Raw genomic sequence first — 23,616 nt, 5'->3', positions numbered from 1 at the left:
ATTTCGTTTCAAATAAATTCAATTAATAGTCAAAACGCTTAAAAGCCTCTATAGCTTCGTATTCAGCAAGACCTAATTGATCATATAATTTGGCCGTATTTTTATTTCGATCTTCGGCTCTAACCCAGAATTCTCTTGAGTCATTTCCTTGGAACATAACTCTATCTTTTTGAGACTGATGGTATAAAATGGCATACCTTTTCAATAAAACTTCATCTGGACTCAATGGAACTGCCATATCAATTTCATGAATGTCCCATTCGTGCCATGCACCTCTGTACAACCACAGCCAACAATCATTCATGAATGGTTTTGATTTTAATGCTTTCATAGCTGCAAAAATGGCATTCAAACAAACTTCATGAGTACCATGAGGATCGGCAAGATCTCCAGCTGCAAATACCTGATGTGGTTTAATTTTCTCAATAATATTTTTTACAATAGCAATATCTTCTGAACCTAATGGCTTTTTTTGAACCATTCCTGTTTCATAAAAAGGTAAATCTAAAAAGTGTGTATTTTCATCTTTTAGCCCAATATATCTAGTAGCAGCATATGATTCACGTCTTCTGATCAATCCTTTTAATTTACGGACTTCCATAGAGTCACTTTGTCCAATTGGCTTCGACTTAATAGCATCAATTACGGATTGAAAATTAATTTCTGACTTATCTCCATCAGTAAAATCATTACATACTTCAGCAAATTTTAAAGCCTCATCATCTGTAACTGCAATGTTACCAGAAGTTTGATATACAACATGTACATCATGACCTTGCTTAATTAATTTGGCAAAAGTCCCTCCCATAGAAATCACATCATCGTCTGGATGCGGACTAAAAAGAATCACTCTTTTCTTTGCAGGATTTGTTCTTTCAGGTCTATGAGAATCATCTGTATTTGGTTTACCGCCTGGCCATCCTGTAATAGTATGTTGCAATACATTGAACATATTAATATTCAAATCATAAGAAGAACTTCCAGAAGCCAATAAATCAGACATTCCGTTGTTATTGTAATCTCTATCTGTCAATTTTAAAATCGATTGATTTGTATATTGACAAAGCCAAACAATAGCTTTGCTTTTTAATTCTGGTGTCCAAATACACTCTCCTACCAGCCAAGGTGTTTCTAAACGAGTTAATTCTGATGCAGCACCTTCGTCTAAAATAAAAGTCGCGTTATTATGATTTTGTAAAAAAGTTGCAGGAACTTCAGAGCTAATATCACCTTGAATAGTTCGTTTGATGACAGAAGCTTTGTTTTGCCCCCAAGCCATCAAAACAATTCTTTTAGATCTAAGAATTGTTGAAACCCCCATTGTGATTGCTTTTTTAGGGACATTTCCTATTCCGTTAAAATCACCAGATGCATCAACTTTAGTAATATGATCTAATGTAATAATTCTAGTTCCTGAGTTGATATGTGATCCTGGCTCATTAAAACCTACGTGTCCTGTTCGACCAATTCCCAATAATTGAAAATCAAGACCTCCAGCATTTTTAATATTCATTTCATAATCCACACAAAACTGATTCATCTCCTCTAGTTCAATAGTTCCATCAGGAATATTTACGTTTTCAGGTCTAATATCAACGTGGTTAAAAAGATGTTGGTGCATGAAATAATGATAACTTTGATTACTTTCCTTTGGCATAGGATAGTATTCATCTAAATTGAAAGTAATAACATTGTCAAAACTCAATCCTTCTTCTTTGTGCATACGAACTAATTCTTGATACACTTTTATAGGCGAAGATCCAGTGACCAAACCTAACACACATTTTTTATTCTTTTCTTGTTTAGAACGAATTAAATCCGCAATCTCTTGAGCAACGATTATTGAAGCGTGCGAAGCGTTTTTAAAAATTACGTTGTGAATTTTCTCAAAACGGGTATCTTCAAACTGCCCAGCTTTCTTAAAGCTTATATCATTACCTAAGTTTGATGTTATTCTCATGTTGTTTGTAATTATATCTATTTTAGTATTGATTAGTAATTATTTTAAAATTAGAGATTCATACTTATGACCTCGTAAAATGTTTTTTTTGAAACAAAACGGATTGAGTTCTGTTTATATATAAATTTTATTTTGAAAAAAAGCAATAGTAATAAACTCTTAAAGCAAAGTAGAAATGCTTTAAAAATCAGAGCAACTGGTTTAATAATCTTTAAATAAAGGGATCTTGCGGTATCATTTTTTATTTCCAAAAAATGGTAAGACTCTTTATTCTAGAAAAATTTAATTTCGCAATTAATATTATTTTGCATTTTTAATTACCACACATTCCTGTAGTTTTGAATTTTAGAGCGGTATATTTTTTATGAATTACATCTAGTAGAGAATATTGATCAAATGAATCTTGACCAAGTTCCCAAATCATAATACCTCCAGTATATTCTGATGCATAAACTACTTTTTGTTCTATTGTAGGTCTTCCATTGTAAAAAATATTACCAATTTGATCTAGATCTGCAAATGGAGTTCCTGCAGCTATAACTTGGGCATAAGTTATACTTGTAACAGGTTTAAACGTAAAATTATAACCGTAAAAAGGTACACCTAGATTAAGTTTATCACTAGAAACATGTTGAAGTTTATTCCAAAATTCAATACCTATTTTAGAATTTTCATAGGAACTGTGCTGTCCTGGATTATCTGGCGTCCACGGACCAGTACTGTCATATGACATTATGTTTAAAAAATCGAATGAATTTAATGCCTCTTGAGTTATGTTTTCGAAACGGGAATTATTAGGCAAAGCTGCCGTCATTAATTTATTATGTTCTGTTAATACTTTTCTTAATTCTAAAACAAAACCACTATATCCGTAGGTTACTGCCTCCCATTCGAGATCGACATCTACTCCATCTAAATGATGTTTATCTACAAAAGCCATAATATTTTGAATAAATGCAGGTCTATTATTTGGTTTGTCTATAAGAAAAGTCCAATTAGCAGCTTGTTCTGCAGTCAAAACTCCACCAGCAATAGAAATGCTAATTTTAATATTTGGGTTTACCGCTTTTACATACGCAATTACAGCATCAATATCTCCATTAAAAGTTAAATTTCCTTGTAGATCAGGATTGGCAAATGATATATTAAGATGCGTAAGTTTGCAAAACTGAATAACGTTTATTTTACTAAAACTATCCGATGATAAATATCCAACGACTCTTGCCGATTTGTTTGGTTTTTCGATATCAGTCTCATCTTGAGAAGAACAACCATAGACTGAAAAAAGTGTACTTAGAAAAAAAAGGATGCCTAATAAGGCTTTATTTTTTATCATAATTTTTAATTTAAACTATTGTTTTTAATTTTTTTAATTAGAATGAAAATAATACCCTATTAGGCATAACTTTACTTTTGATGTTTTTTTAGTTTACATCCCACCAAACTTTACCACTCCAATCATTCTTTCCTCCCATTCTTGATAAAGCATCTAAATAATTTGCTTCATTTTTCTGAAGTTCATCACCTGGATAATAGAAACGTGTTGGTGTAACACCACCAGTTTCAGAATCTGAATTTGTTATTGGTATTAAATGTGGATATCCTGTTCTTCTCCAGTTCGAATACGCTTCGATACTATTAAACAAATAAGTAATCCAGAGCTGCATACCAATTTGTGCCATTTCTTGACCAGCCACTAATGGATGCGCATCCACATAAGTATCTATAGTAGTTAAACTAGTTGCTGGTGCACCGTAAATTTCTAATTGTTTTATTCCTGCTGCAACACCTTTTTTATAATAATCAGCAGCCGAACCAGGTACCCATCCTCTATATGCAGCTTCCGCCAACAATAATTGCGTTTCAGAATATCCAACATGTAAAAATGGCGTTGTATTTAATTTTAGATAGGGTTGAATCCCAGAAAGAGCGCTAGATCCTCCTTGAGCATCCCATCGAAAAGTTCCTGGTACGCAACCAGCATATACAACTTCTCCCGGAGCCAAAGGCCCTCCCCAAGTAAGACTACTTGTTGATTTAGGAGTTGCAATCATTGTTAATCTAGGATCCCCATTGTCTCTTAAAAAGTCAATCAACAAACTACTAAAATGATCTCCATGTTCATCACCAACAAATGCCTGAGACAATCCATTTCCTCTAAAATCAGAAAGAGTTCCATTAAAACTAACATCTAAATGATGCATAATACAGTTATCATCATTACTTTCAAAAACACCATTTTGTACAGCTGCTTTAACTTGTTTTTCAGCTTCAGCAGGTTTTACTTCCGAAATTCTCATTCCAAGACGTAAACGCATTGTATTGGCAAGTTTTTTCCATTTGGTAATATCTCCATTATAAAATAAATCTCCATTTACTTTTCCTCCAGATGCATTTAATTGAGCAGATGCTTCTTCTAATTCATTAAAAAATGAACTGTATATATCTTCTTGCTTGTCATATTTAGGTGTTACTATTCCTTTAGAAAATCCTAAACCAGCTTCTGAATAAGGTACATCTCCGTATAAATCTGTCAATCGTTGTGCAATCATTACTTTCATAATTTTCCCGACTGCATTCATATTTGAATTCGCAGGATCACCACTTGTTTTATCGATTATATCTACTACATTTTTCAATTCGTTAGAATATACGCTTGCCCATAACGCTCTATTATAATCCTCAACTTTCTTGAATTTATTACCATATTCTGTAACTGCCCAAGAACCAGCATAATGTTGCACAAAACCTCCCGAATAAATCAAGTTAGCTCTCCATTGGTAATAACTATCACCAGACAAACTTAACTCGATAAAAGTGAGCTGACCAGCTGGATTGGCTGACAACGATACTGGGTCTTTTTCTAGTTCATCAAAGTTTTCGGTACAGCTAACTGCAGTAAATAACACAAGTATAGCTATTATTATTAGTTGTTTAAATTTCATAATTAATTTTTTTAAAATGTAACTTTAATATTAAAACCATACGATTTTTTTGATGGTAATGCCCCATATTCAAATCCTTGACCATTCCCAGCACTATACATCGACTCAGGATCAACATTTGGTAAATCTTTATTAAATGTTAATAAATTTCTTGCAAAAGTAGAAATGTAAATTGAACTAATTTTTGTATCTCCAAAAACACTTCTAGGTATTGTATAACCTAAGCTTACTTCTCTCAGTTTTATATAAGACGCATCATAAATAAATGGTGCTGGAGTATTACTAAAAACATTATTCCAATAATCCTGTGGATTTACTGGTGTCGTATTTTTTGTGTACACTGGATTAGCTTCAGTACCAGTATTAATAACTCCGTTAGCTACATAACCCGCTGTAGGAATCCAAGTTGCCTGACTAAAATTAGGGTCATTTGCAACTGCTGTAGCTCTTGCTGCATTATAAGCATCTCTACCCTCTGTTGTAACATCTAAAAGCCCTTTTACAGCTGCAACCGAGTTTGTCATAGAATATACATCCATACCAAATTTCATATCTAATAAAAATTGAAGTGTTATTCCTTTGTAACTAAATCTGTTCGTTAAACCCGCAGACCAATCTGGAACACCTTTTCCTAAAGCAACTTTATTGTCTGTATATAATGGTAAACCATTTGCACCAACAATCATTTCACCAGAAGCGGTTTTCTGAAAATCTTTCCCAATAATAGTTCCATATTGACCTCCAACTTTTGCAATAATTGCAGCTCCAGCCCAACGTGCTTCAGAAATTGTATAGGTATCAATAGTTGGATATAGCTCAAGAACAGTATTTTTATTTTTTGAATAGTTCAAATCAATTCCCCATTCAAAATCTTTAGTCTTAATTGGCGTCCCTGATAAAAAGACCTCAATTCCCTCATTACGTAATTTACCTGCATTAACTGAAATATATTCATACCCAGAAGTTGGAGATGATGGCAAATCTAGAGTTTGATCTGAAGTATCTTCACGATATGCAGTGATATCAGCTTTTAATCTATTTTTGAAAAAAGCTAAATCAAGACCAAATTCCAATCCTACTTTTGATTGAAATGTTAAATCTGGGTTTGGTGCAGCAGTGTTCTTAACATTTACAACACTACCTCCATTATAAGAAGGAAGAACAGTATAGTTTAAAGCATTTTTATAAGCACCTGGAGCATTCGAAACTGTTGCCCATGATGACCTAAATTTACCATAAGTAAAGGCATCACTTTTAATATTGAAAGCATCTGTGAATATAAATCCTAAAGAGGCAGCTGGGTAAAAAGCACCACTTGGAGCTGAACTATTAATTACACTGAACCAGTCATTTCTTCCAGTAAATTCAGCATATAAGTAATTTTTGAAATCAAATTTAGCAGAACCATACACCGAGTTAGTTTCTGTTTTTGTTACAGAAGGAGCATTTTCGGTCTGACTAGAGAAGTTACTAATATATTCTATACCTGGTTGAATTATATTAAGTCCAAATCTTGAATCTTCTTCCCTATTGAAATCTCTTCTACTCGCTCCTAATAAGCCTGAGAAGGTCAAATCTTTCGCTAATTTAATATCACTAAAAGTGGCTATAAAATCCGTATTCATCTCAGAAACAGTAATATGATCTAATCCTAAATAACCATTTTCTCTTCCTGGCCATGTGCTTCCACCTACCATAAAATCTTTAGAACTAAAAGCATAAGTATCTAAACCTGTTCTAAAAGATAATCCTATCCATTTTGCTAACTGATAATTAGCACTTACATTTCCGATAAAACGATTTTTTTCAGATGAATTATGATTATCATTAACAGTAAGATAAGGGTTTAATTGATATACATTACTATTCCATTTATAAATAGTACCGTCTTCTTCATTTTTGTAATGTTGCAACCAAGCTTGATCAATATTAGGAGCTAAACCACTTAAAGAGTATCCAATATTATTCGGTGAATCTCCCAATCCTGGTCTGTTTTCAGTAGTCTCCGCAATATAATTTACGTTAGCCGTTAAAGTAAATTTATCAGATTTTAGCGTTGAACTTAAACTCACATCATTTCTTTTTAGCCCCGTATTTGGAATTACATCATTATTTTGCAAATTATTATATCCAAATCGTACAAATGCATTTTCACTTCCTCCTGATAAAGCAATTCCGTTAGTAGTTGTAACTCCAGTTCTAAAAAAGCCCTGAATATTATTATCTACTTTTGCATAAGGTTTTAAAGAACCATCAAAAATTTTAATTTGTTGTCCCACAGATTGAGAAAATTTTGGTCCCCAAGCATTTGTAGTATAAGAATAAACTTCTGTTTCTGATTTTAAAGGATCGGGTAATGTACCATTGGTTCCTGAACCATATTCAGTTTGAAAATCTTTATATTTAGCATTTACCTCGTCAAAACTAACTCCACTGTTAATTTCTACTTGTAATTTTCCTTTACTTCCTTTTTTAGTTGTAATTAAGATTACTCCATTCAAAGCTCTTGAACCATACAATGCAGCAGCAGCAGCCCCTTTTAGAACCGAAAGACTTTCAATATTATTAGGGTTTATACTTGAAATTCCGTCACCGTTATCTCTCCCATCAAACCACTTGCTTTTAGAAGCAGCATCATTTGACAAACCTATATTATCAATTGGAACACCATCTACAATATATAGCGGTTGATTATTCTCGCTAATACTCGAAATACCTCTAATAATAACTCTTGCAGTACCACCTACACCTGTTGCAGGCGTAGAAACATCTACACCAGCTATTTTACCAGAAAGTGCAGTAGCAACATTAGTTGTAATTACTTTATTTAATTGATCTCCTTTAACATCTTGAACTGCATAACCCAATTCTTTTTTCTGCCTTTTAATACCTAATGCAGTTACAATAACTTCATTTAAGTTTTGAGACTCTTCAGCAAGTTTAACATTTAATTCAGACTGATCGGTTACAGTGACTAATTTCGTTTTAATTCCAACTAAGGAAAATATCAAAACATCACCTATAGAAGCTTCAATAGAATACCTTCCGTCGTAATCTGTCTGACTTGCATTTGTCGTCCCTTTAAGAAGAATAGTTACCCCTGGTAATGGCATTCCGCTTTGATCCGTAACTTTACCTTTTACCATAAATTTCTGAATTTGTTCAATGGGAACAACAATAGATTTTACTTCTGGTAACTTTGGAGTTAAAACAATATGATTACCCTCAATTTTAAAATCTGTCCCTGAATCATTAAAAATTGTATTCAGAGCAGTTTCCATGGAATCTCCCTTTAGATTGAGATCAATTTTTCGATTCAAATCTACTGATCTAACATTGTAAACGAATCTATAGTTTGTAGTGTTTTCTAATTTTTCAATGACCTTTGCAACGGCTAAATTATTAGCACTGAAAGAGACCTTTCCTTTTTGAGAATACGTAGCACCTGCATGCATTACAGTCATGGAAGTGAATAAAAATAATGTGGTTAATTTCATCTTTAAATCAAATTTCAAAAAAGGTTTCTTGAACCTACTTGAGTTCAACAGTTTTTTCATACTTTTAAATGTTTTTAATTGTGGTTGGTTAGCAATACTGATCGCATCTATTATGCCGGGAAATGTTAGAGCATTTTCCGGTTTTTTTGTAAATAACGATCCTTTTCTTCTTTAGGATTTGTGTTACATAGGCATTTTCTTTTGATTCTTTTTAGATTATTTAATGATGATTTGGGATCCATTTATTTTATAATCAATAGAGTAACTATCACTAAAATATTTCAAAACCACTTCAAGCGGTTCATTGTCAAATCGAGCATTAAAAATTTCTTTCCCTAATATTTTATTTCTATTGATAAAAGTAACATTGTAATTACGTTCAAGTTTTTTCATGATTTCGTCAAACGAAGCATTTTTAAAAACTAAACTACCAGTTACCCAAGCAGTATAATAATCTGTATTGACACTTTCTGTTGTAATTTTCTGTTGCCCTTTTATGGTTGTACCTTTTAATCCTGGTGTCAAATAAACTTGATTGTCTAACGTCTTTTTATCTTTATAAAGTGAAACTTTACCTTCAACCAAGACTATATCAGTAGAAACATCTTCGGTATATGTACTTACATTGAATTTCGTGCCGAGAACTTCTACATTTACATTTTGAGCATTTACAGTAAAAGGATGCTTTTTGTCTTTTGCAACTTCAAAATAAGCTTCACCAATTAAATCTACATGCCTGTTTTGATCTTTAAGGAATTTAACCGGAAATCTCAAGTACGATCCTGAATTTAGATGTACAATTGTTCCGTCCGATAATTGAACTTCAAACTTTTTCCCGTAAGGAATTCTTAGTGTGTTGTAAACTAATTTTCCCCCTGTGTAAGCATCAGTATAAACCAATCTTCCTTTATTTTGTTTTCCTATTACTTTCCCAAACTTATCTGTCAGATCTCTGCTATCTGAAGGATCAAGTGTTTCCCTAGATTCATTATCCAATTGCAAAACAATTTCATCTACTTTTGGGACAATAACATTTTTATTAGATTTAGATAAATTACCATTGGTATAGAAATAAAAACTTCCTAATGCCATAACTAAAATTGCGGCGTATTTATAGTAAGATGAAAATCTTGTCTTAACAAAAACATTATTTTCTGACTGAATTCTTTCCGATAATAGTTTTCTAACTCCAATTGAATCAAATGTATTCATCGCAGCATCTATTGCAAAATTGGTTTTTACAAAATCCTTAAACATAATTTGATTATCTCGTTCTTCAAGCCATTTAGTCAAAGCCTCAATTTCTTCTTGACTTGCCTGATTTGTGATAAATTTCACAATTAACCGTTCTGACTTTTTCACTGTCATTTTATCTGTTTTTAATACTATTACGAAGCTAAAAAGGAAAACCCTAACAATTTGATAAAGTTTTTTTCATTTTGATGATTTTTTATTGATTTAGAAGTTCTTTCATTCAATAAAAATTTAAGGAGCAATTCTTTTCTTTTGAAGTTGTTTTCAATTTGTAATAAAATTCTAATTTAAACTAAATTAAAAGCAGTTTTTTGGGAAAAAACCCAATGTTTTTACCCTTAAAAATTATAAATTTATATATTTGTTTTCATGAAAACAGATGATTACAATGAAAATGATAAACTAATAGAGTCTCTTAAAAATGGAGATGAAAAGGCCTACACGTACTTAATTGATACCTATCATCATAAACTTTGTGTTTACGCCAATAGCTTGGTTAAAAATATTTATAGCGCAGAAGATATTGTTCAAAATGTTTTTATAAAAGTATGGGAACAGCGTACTAGATTAAAGTCGGATCACGCAATAAAAAGCTTTCTTTATAAATTAGTATATAACGAATTCATTGATTTATATCGAAAAAATCAATCTTTATTCTCACTTGAAAAATCTTATTATGATGCTTTGAACAGTATTGTTCAAGAAGATGACTCTGAATCGTTTCAAAGACTATTAAATGTTGTCAACAACGAAATTCAAAATCTACCAACAAAATGCAAAGAAGTTTTTATTTTAAGCAAAAAAGAAGGTTTAACAAATATTGAAATAGCTGAACACTTAGATGTTTCTATTAAAACGGTAGAAGCACAAATTACAAAAGCTTTCAGTATACTGCGTTTATCACTTGAGGAAAAGATAAAAAGTTTTCTGTTTTTATTATTTGGAAAAAAACAGATATTTCTTTGACAAAACCCCATGTTTCATTGAGATGTCAAAAATGTAATAATTTGCAATTAAAAAAAAATTAGATTCTAGAATATTGTTATTTTTAATGAACTTGTTATTCAATTACTTTACCAATTAGAATTCAAGCACCTAATTGTTTCTTAAGGCATTTTTTTACTTTTCCCTCAGTAATAATCTATTTAAAACAACATTATAAGTTTTTAAGACAAGATCAATCGCTGATTTAAAAACTGGACTACTAAAGAAACCTATTCTGGTCCAAAACTCTATATTCAATCATTGTTAAATTTGATTAGCTGAAATAATCAGCAATTAAAATCTTTATAAATTTTCAATGAACATGAAAAATACAAACGAAATTCCACAATTGTTTTTACGTTTTGCCCTTGGACTAGGTTTTATTCTTCCAGTAATGGATCGAATTGGATGGATCGACAAACCTGGTTCAACCAAAGTAGCCTGGGGAGACTGGACACATTTTATAGACTATACAAATTCTCTAATGCCTTTTTTAGGTAGGTCTGCAGCTAATGTAATGGGGTTTACAGCAAGTTTGGCTGAAGCAACCATAGGAATCTGCTTATTATTAGGATTCAAAATAAAATTAGCTTCACTTGGCGGAGCCCTTATAACATTATCTTTTGCAATATGTATGATGGCAACTCAGGGAATTTATGCCCCTTTTCAATATCCTGTTTTTGTCTTTACTGGAGCATGTCTGGTGCTTTCAAGACTGGATAACTACAAATGGAGTTTCGATAATATTCTAAAATAAAAAATAAAAAGGGAAGCACAGTAGTTGCTTCCCTTTTTATTATCACTACTAAACAATCTGGCTAATATCATTTGTTATTTTTAAGTTTTTTTATAACTACGAAAGTTCTAAAAAATAGTTATCTATTAGAGTTTTGATCTTAGTATTTGATTTTTGTACAGAAATCTCAAAGTATTATGAGCCAAGTGCTTCACCTTCAATCGCCACTTCGTGAATATCGGTTATACCCATAATATTGAATACCGTTTTCAAATAGGGACTTTGGAAATTCATATGCTCATTATATTCTCCTTTTTCATAGCCCACTCCTCCTCTTGATAGCAGTAAAAACAATGTTTTATTTTTTAATTGCCCAATATATGGATTCAAATTGTCATTTGGATTTAGTACCCATGTTTTGTTTACCCTTACAATTTGGTCAATATAATAGAAGTATTTAGTACATGCTGCTTCCAAGATTCAATAAATACATCCGTTAGTCTTCTACTATGAGATCTGCTCTCGCGAGGGCTCGAGTTTAATATTAATTTTTTTTTCATTTTTTGATTTATGACAAAACAACAAATAGATTATATTTTAAGGGTTTTTACAAAATGATGACATCCTAAGATATAACCTTTAGTTAGATAAAGTTTATGTGCTGTATGCAAAGTAAATCCGCTGTCAAGATGAACTGATTTAATGTCATTTTCTTTTGCTACTTGATCCACATAATCCAAGAGTTCAGCGGCATATCCACGTCCACGATATTCTGATAATGTAAAAAGATCATCTATATAAATGATTTTACCAGTTCTTAGCATATCCATAACTCTAAATCCCACAAAAGCTGCAGCTTTTTTTCCGTCGTCAGTTGGTATACATGCTAATTGAAATTTTTCATTTTTAATCATTTCACTAACTTGTTCAACGAGATAATTGGAATCAACGTTAGTTCTAAATTGCAAAATAACTTCTCTAGCAAATTCTATATCACCCGAAGTTTTCAAATTTAATATGTCCATATTAATAATTTTAATTGTTCATGGTCAAAATTAGAAGACAATTAAGCGTGCTTAAGGTACCAGATCAAATTAAAAAGATAGTCCAACAAGTTATAGAAAGCATATTATATTTTAAACTAAATAGTTTCTATTGTTTTTTTAAAATATGAACAGCATCTGCTAATTGATGTTCATCTAATGATGCAAATCCGAATCTAAAAGCATTAAAATGTGCATCTTTTCCAACACAGTAAGAACTTCCTGTCATGGTAAGCCCCTTGAGATTCGCTTTTTTGATAACTTGCAATAAATTATATTCGGGCTTAAGCTTTAGCCAGAGTGCCATTCCACCAGTTGGTTTTGTAAAAGTAATTTTATCTCCCAATTCATCAATTATCAAATCTGAGAGGACATCACATCTTTGTGAGTACAACTTGTTGGTTTTTTGGATATGTCGGGCTAGATCACCATTATTTATAAGTCCAGCAACAGTCTCTTCCATTATGAAATCTCCCTTTAAATCAATGAGTGTTCGAAGTGTAGTAGCGGCTTTTAAAAATTCTTCCGTCGCAATTATATAACCAAGTCTGAAAGGAGCCCCCAAAACCTTTGTAAGCGACCCTATATAAATAATATTCCCACCGTGATCACCAGTAGCTAGTGGTAGGTATGGATCATATTTAAACTGAAAGTCATAATCATAATCATCTTCAATAACTGCAAAATTATGGGTGTTAATAATTTGCATTAAATGCTGACGTCTTTCAACACTCATCGTTACAGTTGTCGGATGATGATGATGAGGAATAATGTATAATAATTTTATGCTGTCTTTTTTGAGAATTTTTTCCAATTCTTCTGTACACATACCATCTGCATCCATGGGTATACGAATAAGTTCGGCACCAAGTTTTTTAAAAAGTGCTTCGGCTATAAAATAACTCGGCTCGCTAACAACAACCTTATCTCCAGGTTTTATAATTAGTGATGCAGCTATATAAATTGCCATCTGTGCTCCACGGGTAGTAAACAAATTTTCAATTCCCATATCTATCCCTCTAGTTCGGTTTAGAAAAGAATGCAGGGATATTCTAAAATTGGAAACTTCATTTAAATTAAAGCCTGTATTTTTGCCCCTAGCAGCATTATCCAAAGATTTTTTAAATTGCTCTGATATAACTTTTGTTGGCAAAAGAGAAATATCAGGAAAACCATCATCAATTACTAAAGGCCCTTTATTTAATGAAATAACTTGATGTACTAAAGGTTCCAATCTTTCGAAATCAAAATTGGCATTATTTGCAAAAGGACTTAGCTTCTTACTATTATAGGATCGAGGTCTGACTACCGGTAAATCTGGTGAAACTCTATACCCTTTGCGTGGTAAATTATCCGCCCAATCTTCAGACACTAATATATCATAAGCAGCTACTATTGTCTTTCTGTGAAGCTGTAAATCAAAAGCCAATACACGGGTGCTTGGCAACAAAGTTCCAGGAGATAATTTTCCTTCTTGTATTAAAGAAATAAACTGAAGCGAAACCTGACGATAAACGGGTAAAGTATTTTTTTTGTCAATAATTATAAGGTTTTTATATGGAAGCATATCAGGTTATTTAAAGAAATCAAATACGTTTAATAGAAAGTGGCTATCAAATATAACAAAAACTGGACTACTAATCTGAAATTTTCTGGTTCCAATCTGTTTTAGAACAAAAATAATCTGCCAAATAAAGTTTATACTGATTATTAAAACTACTTCATTACTCTAAATTATGTTAATCAATTTTTACACTGGTCATACTTAAACTTCCGGCTACAATCTTATCATTAAATAATGTTAATGAATCTGTTTTATCCTGAAGTGCCAACGTGTAAATTAAAGGAAGGTAATGATCAGGTGTTGGGATAGCGAGCTGTAATGCTTTAGATTGTTTATGATAATCAATAAGAGATTGATAATTTCCATCTAATAAAAGACTGTTAATCTCTTTTCTGGCTTCAAAAGCCCAATCAAAACCATAATTCTCTTTTCCTATATTCGGAAAATCTGCAAGTCTCAAATTATGAATGATATTTCCGCTACCGACAATTAAAATGCCTTTGTATCGCAATGCACTTAATTTTTTAGCCAGCTCAAAATAATATTGAGCAGGTTTTGTATAATCGATACTCAATTGTATAACTGGAACATCGGCATTGGGATAGAGCTGCATAATAACTGACCAAGCTCCATTATCCATACCCCATTCTTCATCAAGTTCTACTAAGGCAGGGCTTAAAATACGCTGTGTTTATTTGGCTAATTCCGGACTTCCTTCTGCAGGATACTCGACATCAAATAAAGCCTTTGGAAAATCACCAAAATCATGAATAGTTCTGGGTAATTCCATAGCCGTAACTTTTGTACCTTTGATATACCAGTTGAGCAGAAATACATAAAATTGATTTAGATTCTTGAGTCTGCGTCGTCATACCAAGCAACCATTCGAAGAGCTGTAACAATTTTATCGTACATGGACATTTCATATTCATGCCAAACTGTATTGTTTAATAAAATATTATAATAATTATCTGATTCTTCTTTAGTAAAGAAACCATCAATAAGCATCAGGTCAGCATCCGGTACGTCAAATATTTTTTTGCCAGATTTACCAGATGTGAACATTTCAGTATCATTAAAGAGAATCATAACTAATCATATTTATTGTTTTATGTTTCTTTGGTTTGGAAGCGTTTCACCTTTCCTGGATATTTATCTGCATAGGCATTGATGAGGTGCATAATGTACTGATTGCTCTTGTAAGGCGTAACGCAATCTTTTATGTCTGAAGGTTCTGTAAAACCTGCATCTGAAGGAATATAACCCATACCATAAAAATGCCCATTTTCGACCCAAATACAACTGTGTTCTTCTATGGTTATTCCTTTATCAATTATTGCAAAACTAGCCCTATTGCCTAACAAAAAGTTTATGGCTTTTTCTACCTGTCCGTTGTGATGTACGACATCAGGCAAATTTTCTAAATCGTTCTTTTGGAAAAATTCTCCAACTATCGACATTCCATATTGGCAGAATCTATGATCTATTTTAAACTGTTGAGCGAGATTTTGTAATACCGTTATCCCATCATACTGGCTATTGAATTCCTGAATACATTTTTGAAACTTGGTTAGTTTTCCAATTGCCAAATACTTATACCCATTTCGGGCTTCATATTCATACAAACCGAATTTGGATTCAAAGCGTTTTAATGCTCTGTTATACATAGGCCATAGCCTTTTAATTTCATCACATTCTAACAATAAAGCCATGAGTTCGGTAGCACAAACTTCAAACGATATTCCGTAAATATCCTTTAAGAAATTCTGTCTTTGTGCGTTGACATTATGACCGCTGAAATGAGAAGCCACGCGTTTTTTTAAGTTAACTGCTTTTCCAACATAGATAACTTGTTTCACTTGATTATAAAAATAATAAACTCCAATTTTTTCTGGTAATTGATCAAAATCCTGAGGAGGTAAATTAGGAGGCAACCGTTGATCCTGTGAGGTCTTCTTAATCATTTTATCCATCTCTCCTTCCGTATCCCATTCCAGTAATCTAGAAAACAATATGGCAGTCGCATCAGCATCGCCACCAGCACGATGACGATTTTCTATATTTATATCTAGCGAATTGCACAGATTTCCTAAGCTGTATGAACTTAGTCCTGGTCTGATTTTTCTAGTTGCCCGAACGGTACACAGCTTTTTAGCAGTCCATTTAAATCCTGATGCTTCCAATTGATGGCGAACAAAAGAATAATCGAAATTAACATTATGTGCCACAAAAACACGATCTGTCAGCATCTCCAAAATTTTTTCAGAAACCTCATCAAAAATAGGAGCATTACGTACCAAATCATTATCAATTCCAGTCAAGGCAAAAATAGGAAGTGGTATTTCTTTTTGCGGGTTTACGAGTGTTTCCCAACGGTCAATTACTCTAGTACCGTCATGGATAACAATAGCTATTTCGGTAATGCGGCTTCCTTTGGCATTGCCTCCTGTAGTTTCTATATCTACTATGGCATATTCCTGCTTTTTCATATACTATCTATCGCTACTATTATTTTATTCGTAACTACCCTATTATCTTAATTTTAAAATATATTACAAATTTAGGACGTTAAATCACTTTATAAACTATATTTGTAGGGATTTAAAATCCCTTTAACGTATGTTGTATATTTCTGACAATCTTAAATGGCTTCGTAGCAAGCGAAATTTATCTCAACAAGAAGTGGCAGGCGGCATGAGTTTACTCCTCGACCGCTATAAGAAATATGAATATGGTAAAAACACGCCACCTGCGGAAACGCTAGTTACTATTTCACGCTATTACCACATCAGTATCGATTTGCTTTTAACGGTTGATTTACGGAAAATCTCCATTGAAAATCTAATTCAATTAGAAGACAACCGAATTGTTTTGCCTATAACTGTTGACCTAGACGGCAACAACCTCATCGAAATTATTCCACACAAAGCACAGGCTGGCTATCTTAGTGGTTATGCCGATGCTGAATATATTGAAAATCTGCAACAAATTGCACTGCCGTTTTTAGGTTCAGGTAAAATGAGAGCTTTCCCTATTGATGGCGATTCTATGCCGCCGCATACAAATAAATCATTTGTAGTTGGAAAATATGTAGATAATTTGGGAGAAATAAAGCAGAACAAAACCTATATATTTATTACGTCCAGCGAAGGCATTACCTATAAACGGCTCGGCAATAAAAATGAGGATTCGCTAACTGTAGTTCCAGATAATATTATTTACAGTTCCTATGAAATCAAACTTTCAGACATTTTAGAGATTTGGGAATATGTTTGTCATATAGGGAGAGACGATGCTAAACATTTAACATCAGAAGCAGATACTGTAAAAGAAATGTTTCTAGAACTGAAAAGAGACATCCATGAAATAAAACAAGGAAAGTGATCTTTCGACTGAATATTTCAATTCTAAAAATGACTGCTAAAAAACCTTAATCTTATAATATACAAACAAATATCTATAACAAAGTCAATACTAAAACTACTTAAATTTGGCATGTTTAATTACTTAAAAACAACTGTTATGGATACTTACACCATTGGAATACTAGCTGCTCTATTTACCACAGCTGCTAATATTCCTCAAACATATACTATTATAAAAGAACAGTCAACAGAACATGTTTCTGTCACTACCTATTTTATTTTGCTCACAGGAACTTTACTATGGGCAACTTATGGAATACTGAAAGAAGATTGGCCACTTATTCTAACCAACGCTTTTACGAGTATTACAAGCATCACAATTATTATTCTTAACTATTCTTCCAAAAAAGTAATTGGTAAAATACATCGTGCCGTATTGCCTGAAAAAATAAAAAAAGAAGCTAAAAAAACAAAGCAAAAATAGAAACTGTTTGGTAATAATAAACTACTTAAAAATAACTTTACTCCTATCTAATCTCGACTTTTGACTCCGGTTTTTTTAAGCTACCTCGTCAAACTATTTTTTACAAATTCGTAATCATTCCTTAAATAACAGTTTTACTTATCAGCTACAGGATTCATGAACTGTTTAATATCTTCAATTTTAAGAATAGGATTTGCCCCTTCACTTTGAGCTACTAATGCTCCTACTGCACAAGCAAAATCAATAGCTTCCTGCGGATTTGTATTATTTAATAATTTACTGATAAGCGAAGCTAAAAAGGAATCTCCTGCTCCAACAGTATCTACTACATTAATTTCATATCCACTATTATAAAATAATTTCTCCTGATGCAATAACACAGCTCCATGCCTGCCTTTGGTCACACAAATACTCTTCGCTTTTGTGTTATTAGCAATAAACTGTAAATTTTGTTCTAACGAATTATATTTCGATCCCATGTAACGGCTAATTTCGAAAAGCTCATCATCATTAAATTTTATAAAATCTGCTTTTTTTAATAGTGAAATTAAAAGTTCTGCTGTGTAATATGGCTTTCTAAGATTCACATCAAATACAGCATATTTTGAAGTTTCAATTAAAGCAAGAAGTGTTTCTTTAGACTGCTCGTCACGTGCAACCAAACTACCAAAAACAAAAGCATCTGATTCCTTTACTCTTTCAATCGCGTTATTTTGCAATTCAATTTTATCCCACGCTCTTGGAAACATGATATCATACGATGCTGAACCTTTATCATTTAACATCACTTTTACTTTTCCAGTTTTATATTCAGAATTTACCTGAATCAATTCTGTATTTACACCTGATTCTTTAATAAAATCAATTAAGTTATCTCCCCTTTTATCATTTCCAACAGCGCTAATAATAGTCACATCATTACCAAATGACTGTAGCCTAATAGCAACATTCAACGGTGCACCACCAATTTTTTTATGAGTTGGAAAAACATCCCATAAAACTTCTCCGAAACAAGTTATTTTTAACATATTGCATTCAATTATAGTACAATCCAAAAGATACATTAACTATTAACATACCTTTCGGATTGAAACTTTTTAATTTATTTTGTTTTTTTCACTTCTAGGTTTGAAATAGTAAAATTTTGATCATTACTAAATATACCCCAATTGGTTTTATCTCTTCCATAAATTCTATTACTTAAAGCTACTTTACCATCAATATACAAAACACATACACTGCCTTCTGTAATAATTTCAATAGTATAAGAAACAGACGATTCAAAATTAAACGGAATTTTTGTCTCCGTTCGTAATTGTGAATTGTAACCTACAATTAGATTATTAGATGGTTCAAAGGCAATTTTATAATAATTCTCTGTACCATCAACATAAAACATAAATCCAGCAGAACCAGTTGTATTCCCTAATGTAAACTTCGCATTTATTTTCGCTTTCTTTCCTATTGATTTGAATGTCGCTTTAGCATCACCAGAAAGAGTGTAATTTGCGTTACTAACCGTAACATCTCCTACCTTATTGTCTAGTGTTATTACAGTATTTTCAGTAAAAAGATTTTTCACAGATTCTGGAGCTTTTATCCCTAATTTTCCATCTGTGCCTTGAGTCAACTCATGAATCACCATATTACCTGCCCATTCTTTATTTCCACCATCATTTTCAGGTAGTTTTCTAGGTGACCAACCAAAAGCATATCGTTTATTTCCATCTGAAGCCGTTTTTGCTGCATAAAAATATTCGCCATCAAATCTATCATTTTCAGGTTTTATCCAAGGTCCATTGATTGAACTTGCCATTCTGTAATGAGTCCCTTTTGATTGGCCCCAATTTTCAGAAAAAAGCAAGTACCAATAATTCCCCATCTTAAATACATCAGCACATTCCATCATCAAATAATTGTCTTCTGCAGTTGTAGTGTAAATAGGTCCTTGCACATCCCATTTACCAGATGCTGGATCAGTACTTGTGAAATGCAATAAAACTGCCTTTCTTCCTGGCTCTGTTTGTGTGCTTACTAACATGGAATATTTTTGCAATTCATCATTATAAAACACATGCGGATCTCTGAAATCAAAGTTGTAATACCCAGCAGGTGCAGTTATTTTAAATGCAGTATTCTTTTTCCATGTTTTTAAATCAGTACTCGTTGCACATAGAACACTTTCACGAGCATTTGACTGCATAAAAGCAGGCATTTCATTATGGCCTGTATAATAAAAGTAATACATACTTCCCACTTTTACAACAGAACCTGTTCCTACTGCAAAATCTGCTTCATTTGCGTTGCCATAAGGAATCATTTTGCCTTTATATGAAAACGTTGCCAAATCAGAACTCTCAAATTCATGTATATCATGAAATCCTTTCCCCGGAGATTTATTTAGTGCATCATGCAGGAAAAAAATATGAAATTGACCATTTTCAAAATAGGGCATAATATCCCCTGTATACCCTTCACTATAATAAGGATCCGTTCCGCCCATCCATTGAGATGGGGGAACTGGATAAATATTACTTATTTCTGATTCGCCACCTGAAATCGAACCTCCAATAAAGCTATCATCATTTTGACTACATGACATTAGCGAAAAGAAGGCGATCGACAGCGTTATAATACTTCTGTTTTTCATTATTATTTTATTTTATTTATTTTGAGCTAAATAATTAATACTATTCTGAGTCAAAATTTTAATATTATTTATAAATTCATTCGATTGACTTGGTACTCCGCTGCTGTTGGTTTCATTATACCAGTCATACGCTCCCATTGAAATTACAATTACATTTTTATCAGTACTTGAATTTGGAAATTCTGCAATAGTAACTCTTCCGTCAAGGTTATTGTCCCATGCTTCACTAGCTAGATTCGTTCCTCCTGTTTGAGTTCTCCATCCTTCTCCATTTCCATATCCACCCCATTCCGGAACAAACCACCAGGCAGTATGATTTAATCTAAAAGTACCCGCTTGCAATAAATTTGCTTTACCGCTCTCATAAGTTGTCAATCCTTGAAAAATAGGATGATTTTCGTGACCTACAAATGACATTCCCCAAGAATTACCATCAACAAATCCATTTGGAGGGAAATCGCCGAAAACATTATTAGGTCCTTTTCCTGAAGGCACAATTCCCAAAGCATCTACATATTGTGAAGCAAACGTAGTAAGCAATAAATTACCTCCATTGGTTTGATAATTTTTTAAAGCAGTAGTTACTTCAGGTTTATAGGCAATTGAAGGCAAATTAGTAGCCGAATCAAAATGCCACCAAATAACAGTAATTGTACTTAAATCGTAACCGTTTTGAATATCAGTAAATGAAATATATTTAGCTCCATTAAAATTTTCAAATAACCAATTTGAAGCTATAATCTCATCTATATTGGATATTTCAGCTCTAGTTGCTGCTGTTCCTAAAAATGCAACTACTAATCCCTTAACAGGTAAAACCACATTAGCCGTATAATTAACACTTTTCCCATCAGAGGTTATTACGAAAATTACTGGGTCTGTAAAATTAATTGTTGTTCCTGAAGTCGGTGATATCGCAACTCCCTGAGTTACTTCAATAACTGGTTTCAATGCGGTTAAATCAGTATTCTCTGGTAATGTTAGTGATATGGTTTTACTAACGTCATTGATTGTTGCTGGCATACCGTTAATAGTAAAACTTTTAATCGGGCTCAAAACCATTACACTTACTGTGTAATCTTTAAACAAGTTACCATTAATCACTCTATATTTAACCGGAGTTGTAAAGTCTATTGGAGTTGTTGTATCCAAATTTGAAGTAGCTCCTTCCTCTAAAACTACCTTTGGAATTATAGCTGTAATATCAGATCCATAAGGCATCGTTACATTAATTTTTCCTGTCTTTTGATCAATTTGCCCTGCTACTCCATTTAAAGAAAATGAAGTAGTATTTGCAGGCGAATCAACATCAAAACCTCCATTTTCAAAACTGTCACTACAGGCTGAAACAATGAATAGTAATGCGAGTATCATAGACACTTTGGTCCAAGTTTTATCTATTAGTTTTTTCATATAATTTATCTTTAAAAATGAATTAATAGCCTGTGTTTTGTTTATATAGTCCTTGGCTAAAATTAATCTGCTTTAACGGAATTGGACAGTATTCTTCTTTATGAGCATCAAAGAAAGCGTCTTGATAATATGTACGTTTTGTTTTTTCTTTAGCAAAAAAATCATTCATCACCTGATCAGTAACTCCCCAACGAACCAAATCAAAAAAGCGGCTTCCTTCCATTGCAAGCTCTAAACGTCTTTCCCAACGCATTGCTTTACGTGCAAAATCTTGCGTCCAAGTACAATTCGTTCCGTCGATATAAGGACTAATATTAAAATTGGAAACATAAGGAAGTCTTCCTGTACTTTGTGCTGCTCTGTTTCTAATTTCATTAATTAATGGTAAGGCTTCTGCTTGTCTTCCTAATTCGATTAAAGCTTCAGCACGCATCAAAATCACATCAGCATAACGAATTTGGATTCTGTTTTTAGAATTTCCATAAAATGGATCAATATTTACTACACATGGACAACTTGGAGCTACATTCTCTTTCAAAGAAGCATAATATCCATAAGTTCCTGGAGAACGAACCCATGCTTCCACATAAAGGAATTCCGGATCATATTTGTAAGGTAATCCAGGCATGGCTACCGTGTGGTATAATCTAGGATCTACTGTGTTGGCATCTATATTTTTATAATCAAAATCCTGATTATTGTAGGTATCAAATTCAGGTAAACCATTAGTTCCTGTTTTAAACGCATTTACTAAATTTTGACTTGGTTTGTGAAAATCGCAACATCCTAAACCTTGAGGAGTCGAAAGCACATCAGAAAAATTCAATCTACCATATAAAGTCCCATCATTATCTGAAAATTGAATAGAAAAAATAGATTCCGGGCCATTTTCGAAAGATCCTGGCAAGAAGTTATTAGCAAAATCAGGTTCTAAAGTTGCTTTACCAATTACTTTATCAGTAGCTACAATTACTTCTTGCAAATGTTGCTGATTAATACCCGTTACCCCGTATTTATCATCTTGCGTATATGCCTGATACAATCTAACTTTAGCCAAATATGAATAAGCGGCCTTTTGGCTAGCACGTCCTACTTGAGATTGTACTTCTGGTAAATCGGATGCAGCTGCTTGAAAATCTTCAGCAATTTTATTCCAAAGCTCTTCATTAGAAAGATCATGATTCGAAATTGTTTTGTAATTTTCTACAAGTATATCTTCTGTAATGTACGGTACATTTCGGAACATAATTTTTAGCATAAAATAGAAGTGTCCTCTTAAAAAACGCATTTCTGCTATACGTGTTTTTTTCAATGGATATTCAGCTTCTGAAATTTGTTCCAACGCTTTTAATGCTTTATTCGCTCTTGAAACTCCTACATAACTGATGTACCAAAAGGAATCTAACTCTCCGAAATCTGGTCTGATATTATTTGACACTTCAAAAAAGTGAAAATCCTGAATATCATTGGTTCCGCTTCCTCCTTTATATGCATCATCAGAACGAACATTCCCAAACGGCCACAAACTATAAGGTGAATCATAATGATCATTTCCTAATTGCGCATAAGCAGCATTCATAAAACCTTCTACCGATTCTGGTGTTACAATATCTTCTTCTGATAATACTCCTCGTGGCGCATTTTCAAGAAAATCTGAACAGGATGACATAATTCCTAGTGTCAAAAACCCTGCTATATATAGTATTTTTTTCATGTTTTTT

The 23,616-nt window shown here is 32.7% G+C and carries 19 protein-coding genes; 4 read left to right on the top strand and 15 right to left on the bottom strand.

Features of this window, described 5'->3' with window-relative positions:
• Nucleotides 1-22: 22 nt before the first annotated feature.
• From nagB to CLU82_RS13520, 5 genes are all read right to left on the bottom strand, one after another.
• A complete protein-coding gene (nagB, locus tag CLU82_RS13540; RefSeq protein ID WP_100843590.1) occupies nucleotides 23-1,960 on the bottom strand; it encodes a glucosamine-6-phosphate deaminase in 1,938 nt (645 codons plus the stop codon).
• Nucleotides 1,961-2,273: 313 nt separating this feature from the next.
• Nucleotides 2,274-3,296: a glycosyl hydrolase family 18 protein gene (locus CLU82_RS13535; protein ID WP_100843589.1), complete on the bottom strand. Its 1,023-nt coding sequence runs from the start codon at nucleotides 3,294-3,296 to the stop codon at nucleotides 2,274-2,276.
• An 88-nt stretch (nucleotides 3,297-3,384) separates the two neighbouring features.
• Nucleotides 3,385-4,905, bottom strand: coding sequence for a SusD/RagB family nutrient-binding outer membrane lipoprotein (locus CLU82_RS13530; RefSeq protein WP_100843588.1), 1,521 nt, complete (start codon nucleotides 4,903-4,905; stop codon nucleotides 3,385-3,387).
• Between the two features lie 11 nt (nucleotides 4,906-4,916).
• Entirely contained in the window at nucleotides 4,917-8,402 is a 3,486-nt protein-coding gene (locus CLU82_RS13525; protein ID WP_157813361.1) for a SusC/RagA family TonB-linked outer membrane protein, read from the bottom strand.
• Nucleotides 8,403-8,618: 216 nt separating this feature from the next.
• The gene (locus tag CLU82_RS13520) at nucleotides 8,619-9,770 is read right to left on the bottom strand and encodes a FecR family protein (RefSeq protein ID WP_100843586.1); all 1,152 of its coding nucleotides are present in this window, start codon (nucleotides 9,768-9,770) and stop codon (nucleotides 8,619-8,621) included.
• 255 nt (nucleotides 9,771-10,025) lie between these two features.
• Between CLU82_RS13520 and CLU82_RS13515 the strand changes: the two genes are divergently transcribed.
• Complete coding sequence (locus CLU82_RS13515; protein WP_100843585.1) at nucleotides 10,026-10,622, top strand: RNA polymerase sigma factor; 597 nt, start codon at nucleotides 10,026-10,028, stop codon at nucleotides 10,620-10,622.
• 340 nt (nucleotides 10,623-10,962) lie between these two features.
• Nucleotides 10,963-11,397: a DoxX family membrane protein gene (locus CLU82_RS13510; RefSeq protein ID WP_100843584.1), complete on the top strand. Its 435-nt coding sequence runs from the start codon at nucleotides 10,963-10,965 to the stop codon at nucleotides 11,395-11,397.
• 174 nt (nucleotides 11,398-11,571) lie between these two features.
• Here the strand turns inward: CLU82_RS13510 and CLU82_RS13505 are convergent, their stop codons facing one another.
• From CLU82_RS13505 to CLU82_RS13485, 6 genes are all read right to left on the bottom strand, one after another.
• Nucleotides 11,572-11,853: an NAD(P)H-dependent oxidoreductase gene (locus CLU82_RS13505; RefSeq protein WP_157813360.1), complete on the bottom strand. Its 282-nt coding sequence runs from the start codon at nucleotides 11,851-11,853 to the stop codon at nucleotides 11,572-11,574.
• A gap of 113 nt (nucleotides 11,854-11,966) precedes the next feature.
• Nucleotides 11,967-12,401, bottom strand: coding sequence for a GNAT family N-acetyltransferase (locus CLU82_RS13500; protein WP_100843582.1), 435 nt, complete (start codon nucleotides 12,399-12,401; stop codon nucleotides 11,967-11,969).
• Nucleotides 12,402-12,528: 127 nt separating this feature from the next.
• Nucleotides 12,529-13,986, bottom strand: a complete 1,458-nt coding sequence (locus CLU82_RS13495) for a PLP-dependent aminotransferase family protein (protein ID WP_100843581.1) — start codon at nucleotides 13,984-13,986, stop codon at nucleotides 12,529-12,531.
• 172 nt (nucleotides 13,987-14,158) lie between these two features.
• The gene (locus CLU82_RS13490) at nucleotides 14,159-14,623 is read right to left on the bottom strand and encodes a dioxygenase (RefSeq protein ID WP_369829032.1); all 465 of its coding nucleotides are present in this window, start codon (nucleotides 14,621-14,623) and stop codon (nucleotides 14,159-14,161) included.
• A 206-nt stretch (nucleotides 14,624-14,829) separates the two neighbouring features.
• Nucleotides 14,830-15,072 (bottom strand): hypothetical protein, encoded by a 243-nt coding sequence (locus tag CLU82_RS20730; RefSeq protein ID WP_157813358.1) that lies wholly within the window; start codon nucleotides 15,070-15,072, stop codon nucleotides 14,830-14,832.
• A 20-nt stretch (nucleotides 15,073-15,092) separates the two neighbouring features.
• Nucleotides 15,093-16,472 (bottom strand): exonuclease domain-containing protein, encoded by a 1,380-nt coding sequence (locus tag CLU82_RS13485; protein WP_100843580.1) that lies wholly within the window; start codon nucleotides 16,470-16,472, stop codon nucleotides 15,093-15,095.
• A gap of 130 nt (nucleotides 16,473-16,602) precedes the next feature.
• Here CLU82_RS13485 and CLU82_RS13480 point away from each other — a divergent pair, with 130 nt between their 5' ends.
• Nucleotides 16,603-17,367, top strand: coding sequence for an XRE family transcriptional regulator (locus tag CLU82_RS13480; protein ID WP_100843579.1), 765 nt, complete (start codon nucleotides 16,603-16,605; stop codon nucleotides 17,365-17,367).
• A gap of 138 nt (nucleotides 17,368-17,505) precedes the next feature.
• Nucleotides 17,506-17,832 (top strand): SemiSWEET family sugar transporter, encoded by a 327-nt coding sequence (locus tag CLU82_RS13475; protein WP_157813357.1) that lies wholly within the window; start codon nucleotides 17,506-17,508, stop codon nucleotides 17,830-17,832.
• 134 nt (nucleotides 17,833-17,966) lie between these two features.
• Here the strand turns inward: CLU82_RS13475 and CLU82_RS13470 are convergent, their stop codons facing one another.
• Genes CLU82_RS13470 through CLU82_RS13455 form a run of 4 tightly spaced genes read right to left on the bottom strand, consistent with a single transcriptional unit; the run spans nucleotide 17,967 to nucleotide 23,609 of the window.
• Nucleotides 17,967-18,896: a carbohydrate kinase family protein gene (locus tag CLU82_RS13470; RefSeq protein ID WP_369829031.1), complete on the bottom strand. Its 930-nt coding sequence runs from the start codon at nucleotides 18,894-18,896 to the stop codon at nucleotides 17,967-17,969.
• Between the two features lie 38 nt (nucleotides 18,897-18,934).
• Complete coding sequence (locus CLU82_RS13465) at nucleotides 18,935-20,482, bottom strand: glycoside hydrolase family 32 protein (protein ID WP_100843576.1); 1,548 nt, start codon at nucleotides 20,480-20,482, stop codon at nucleotides 18,935-18,937.
• A gap of 12 nt (nucleotides 20,483-20,494) precedes the next feature.
• Complete coding sequence (locus CLU82_RS13460; protein WP_100843575.1) at nucleotides 20,495-21,895, bottom strand: DUF4960 domain-containing protein; 1,401 nt, start codon at nucleotides 21,893-21,895, stop codon at nucleotides 20,495-20,497.
• Between the two features lie 22 nt (nucleotides 21,896-21,917).
• Complete coding sequence (locus CLU82_RS13455) at nucleotides 21,918-23,609, bottom strand: RagB/SusD family nutrient uptake outer membrane protein (protein ID WP_100843574.1); 1,692 nt, start codon at nucleotides 23,607-23,609, stop codon at nucleotides 21,918-21,920.
• Nucleotides 23,610-23,616: the final 7 nt, after the last annotated feature.

Source organism: Flavobacterium sp. 5 (assembly GCF_002813295.1).
In the GTDB taxonomy this organism is placed as follows: domain Bacteria; phylum Bacteroidota; class Bacteroidia; order Flavobacteriales; family Flavobacteriaceae; genus Flavobacterium.
The sequence above is the reverse complement of the archived record's forward strand: the minus strand, read 5'-3'. Positions and strand labels throughout refer to the sequence as shown.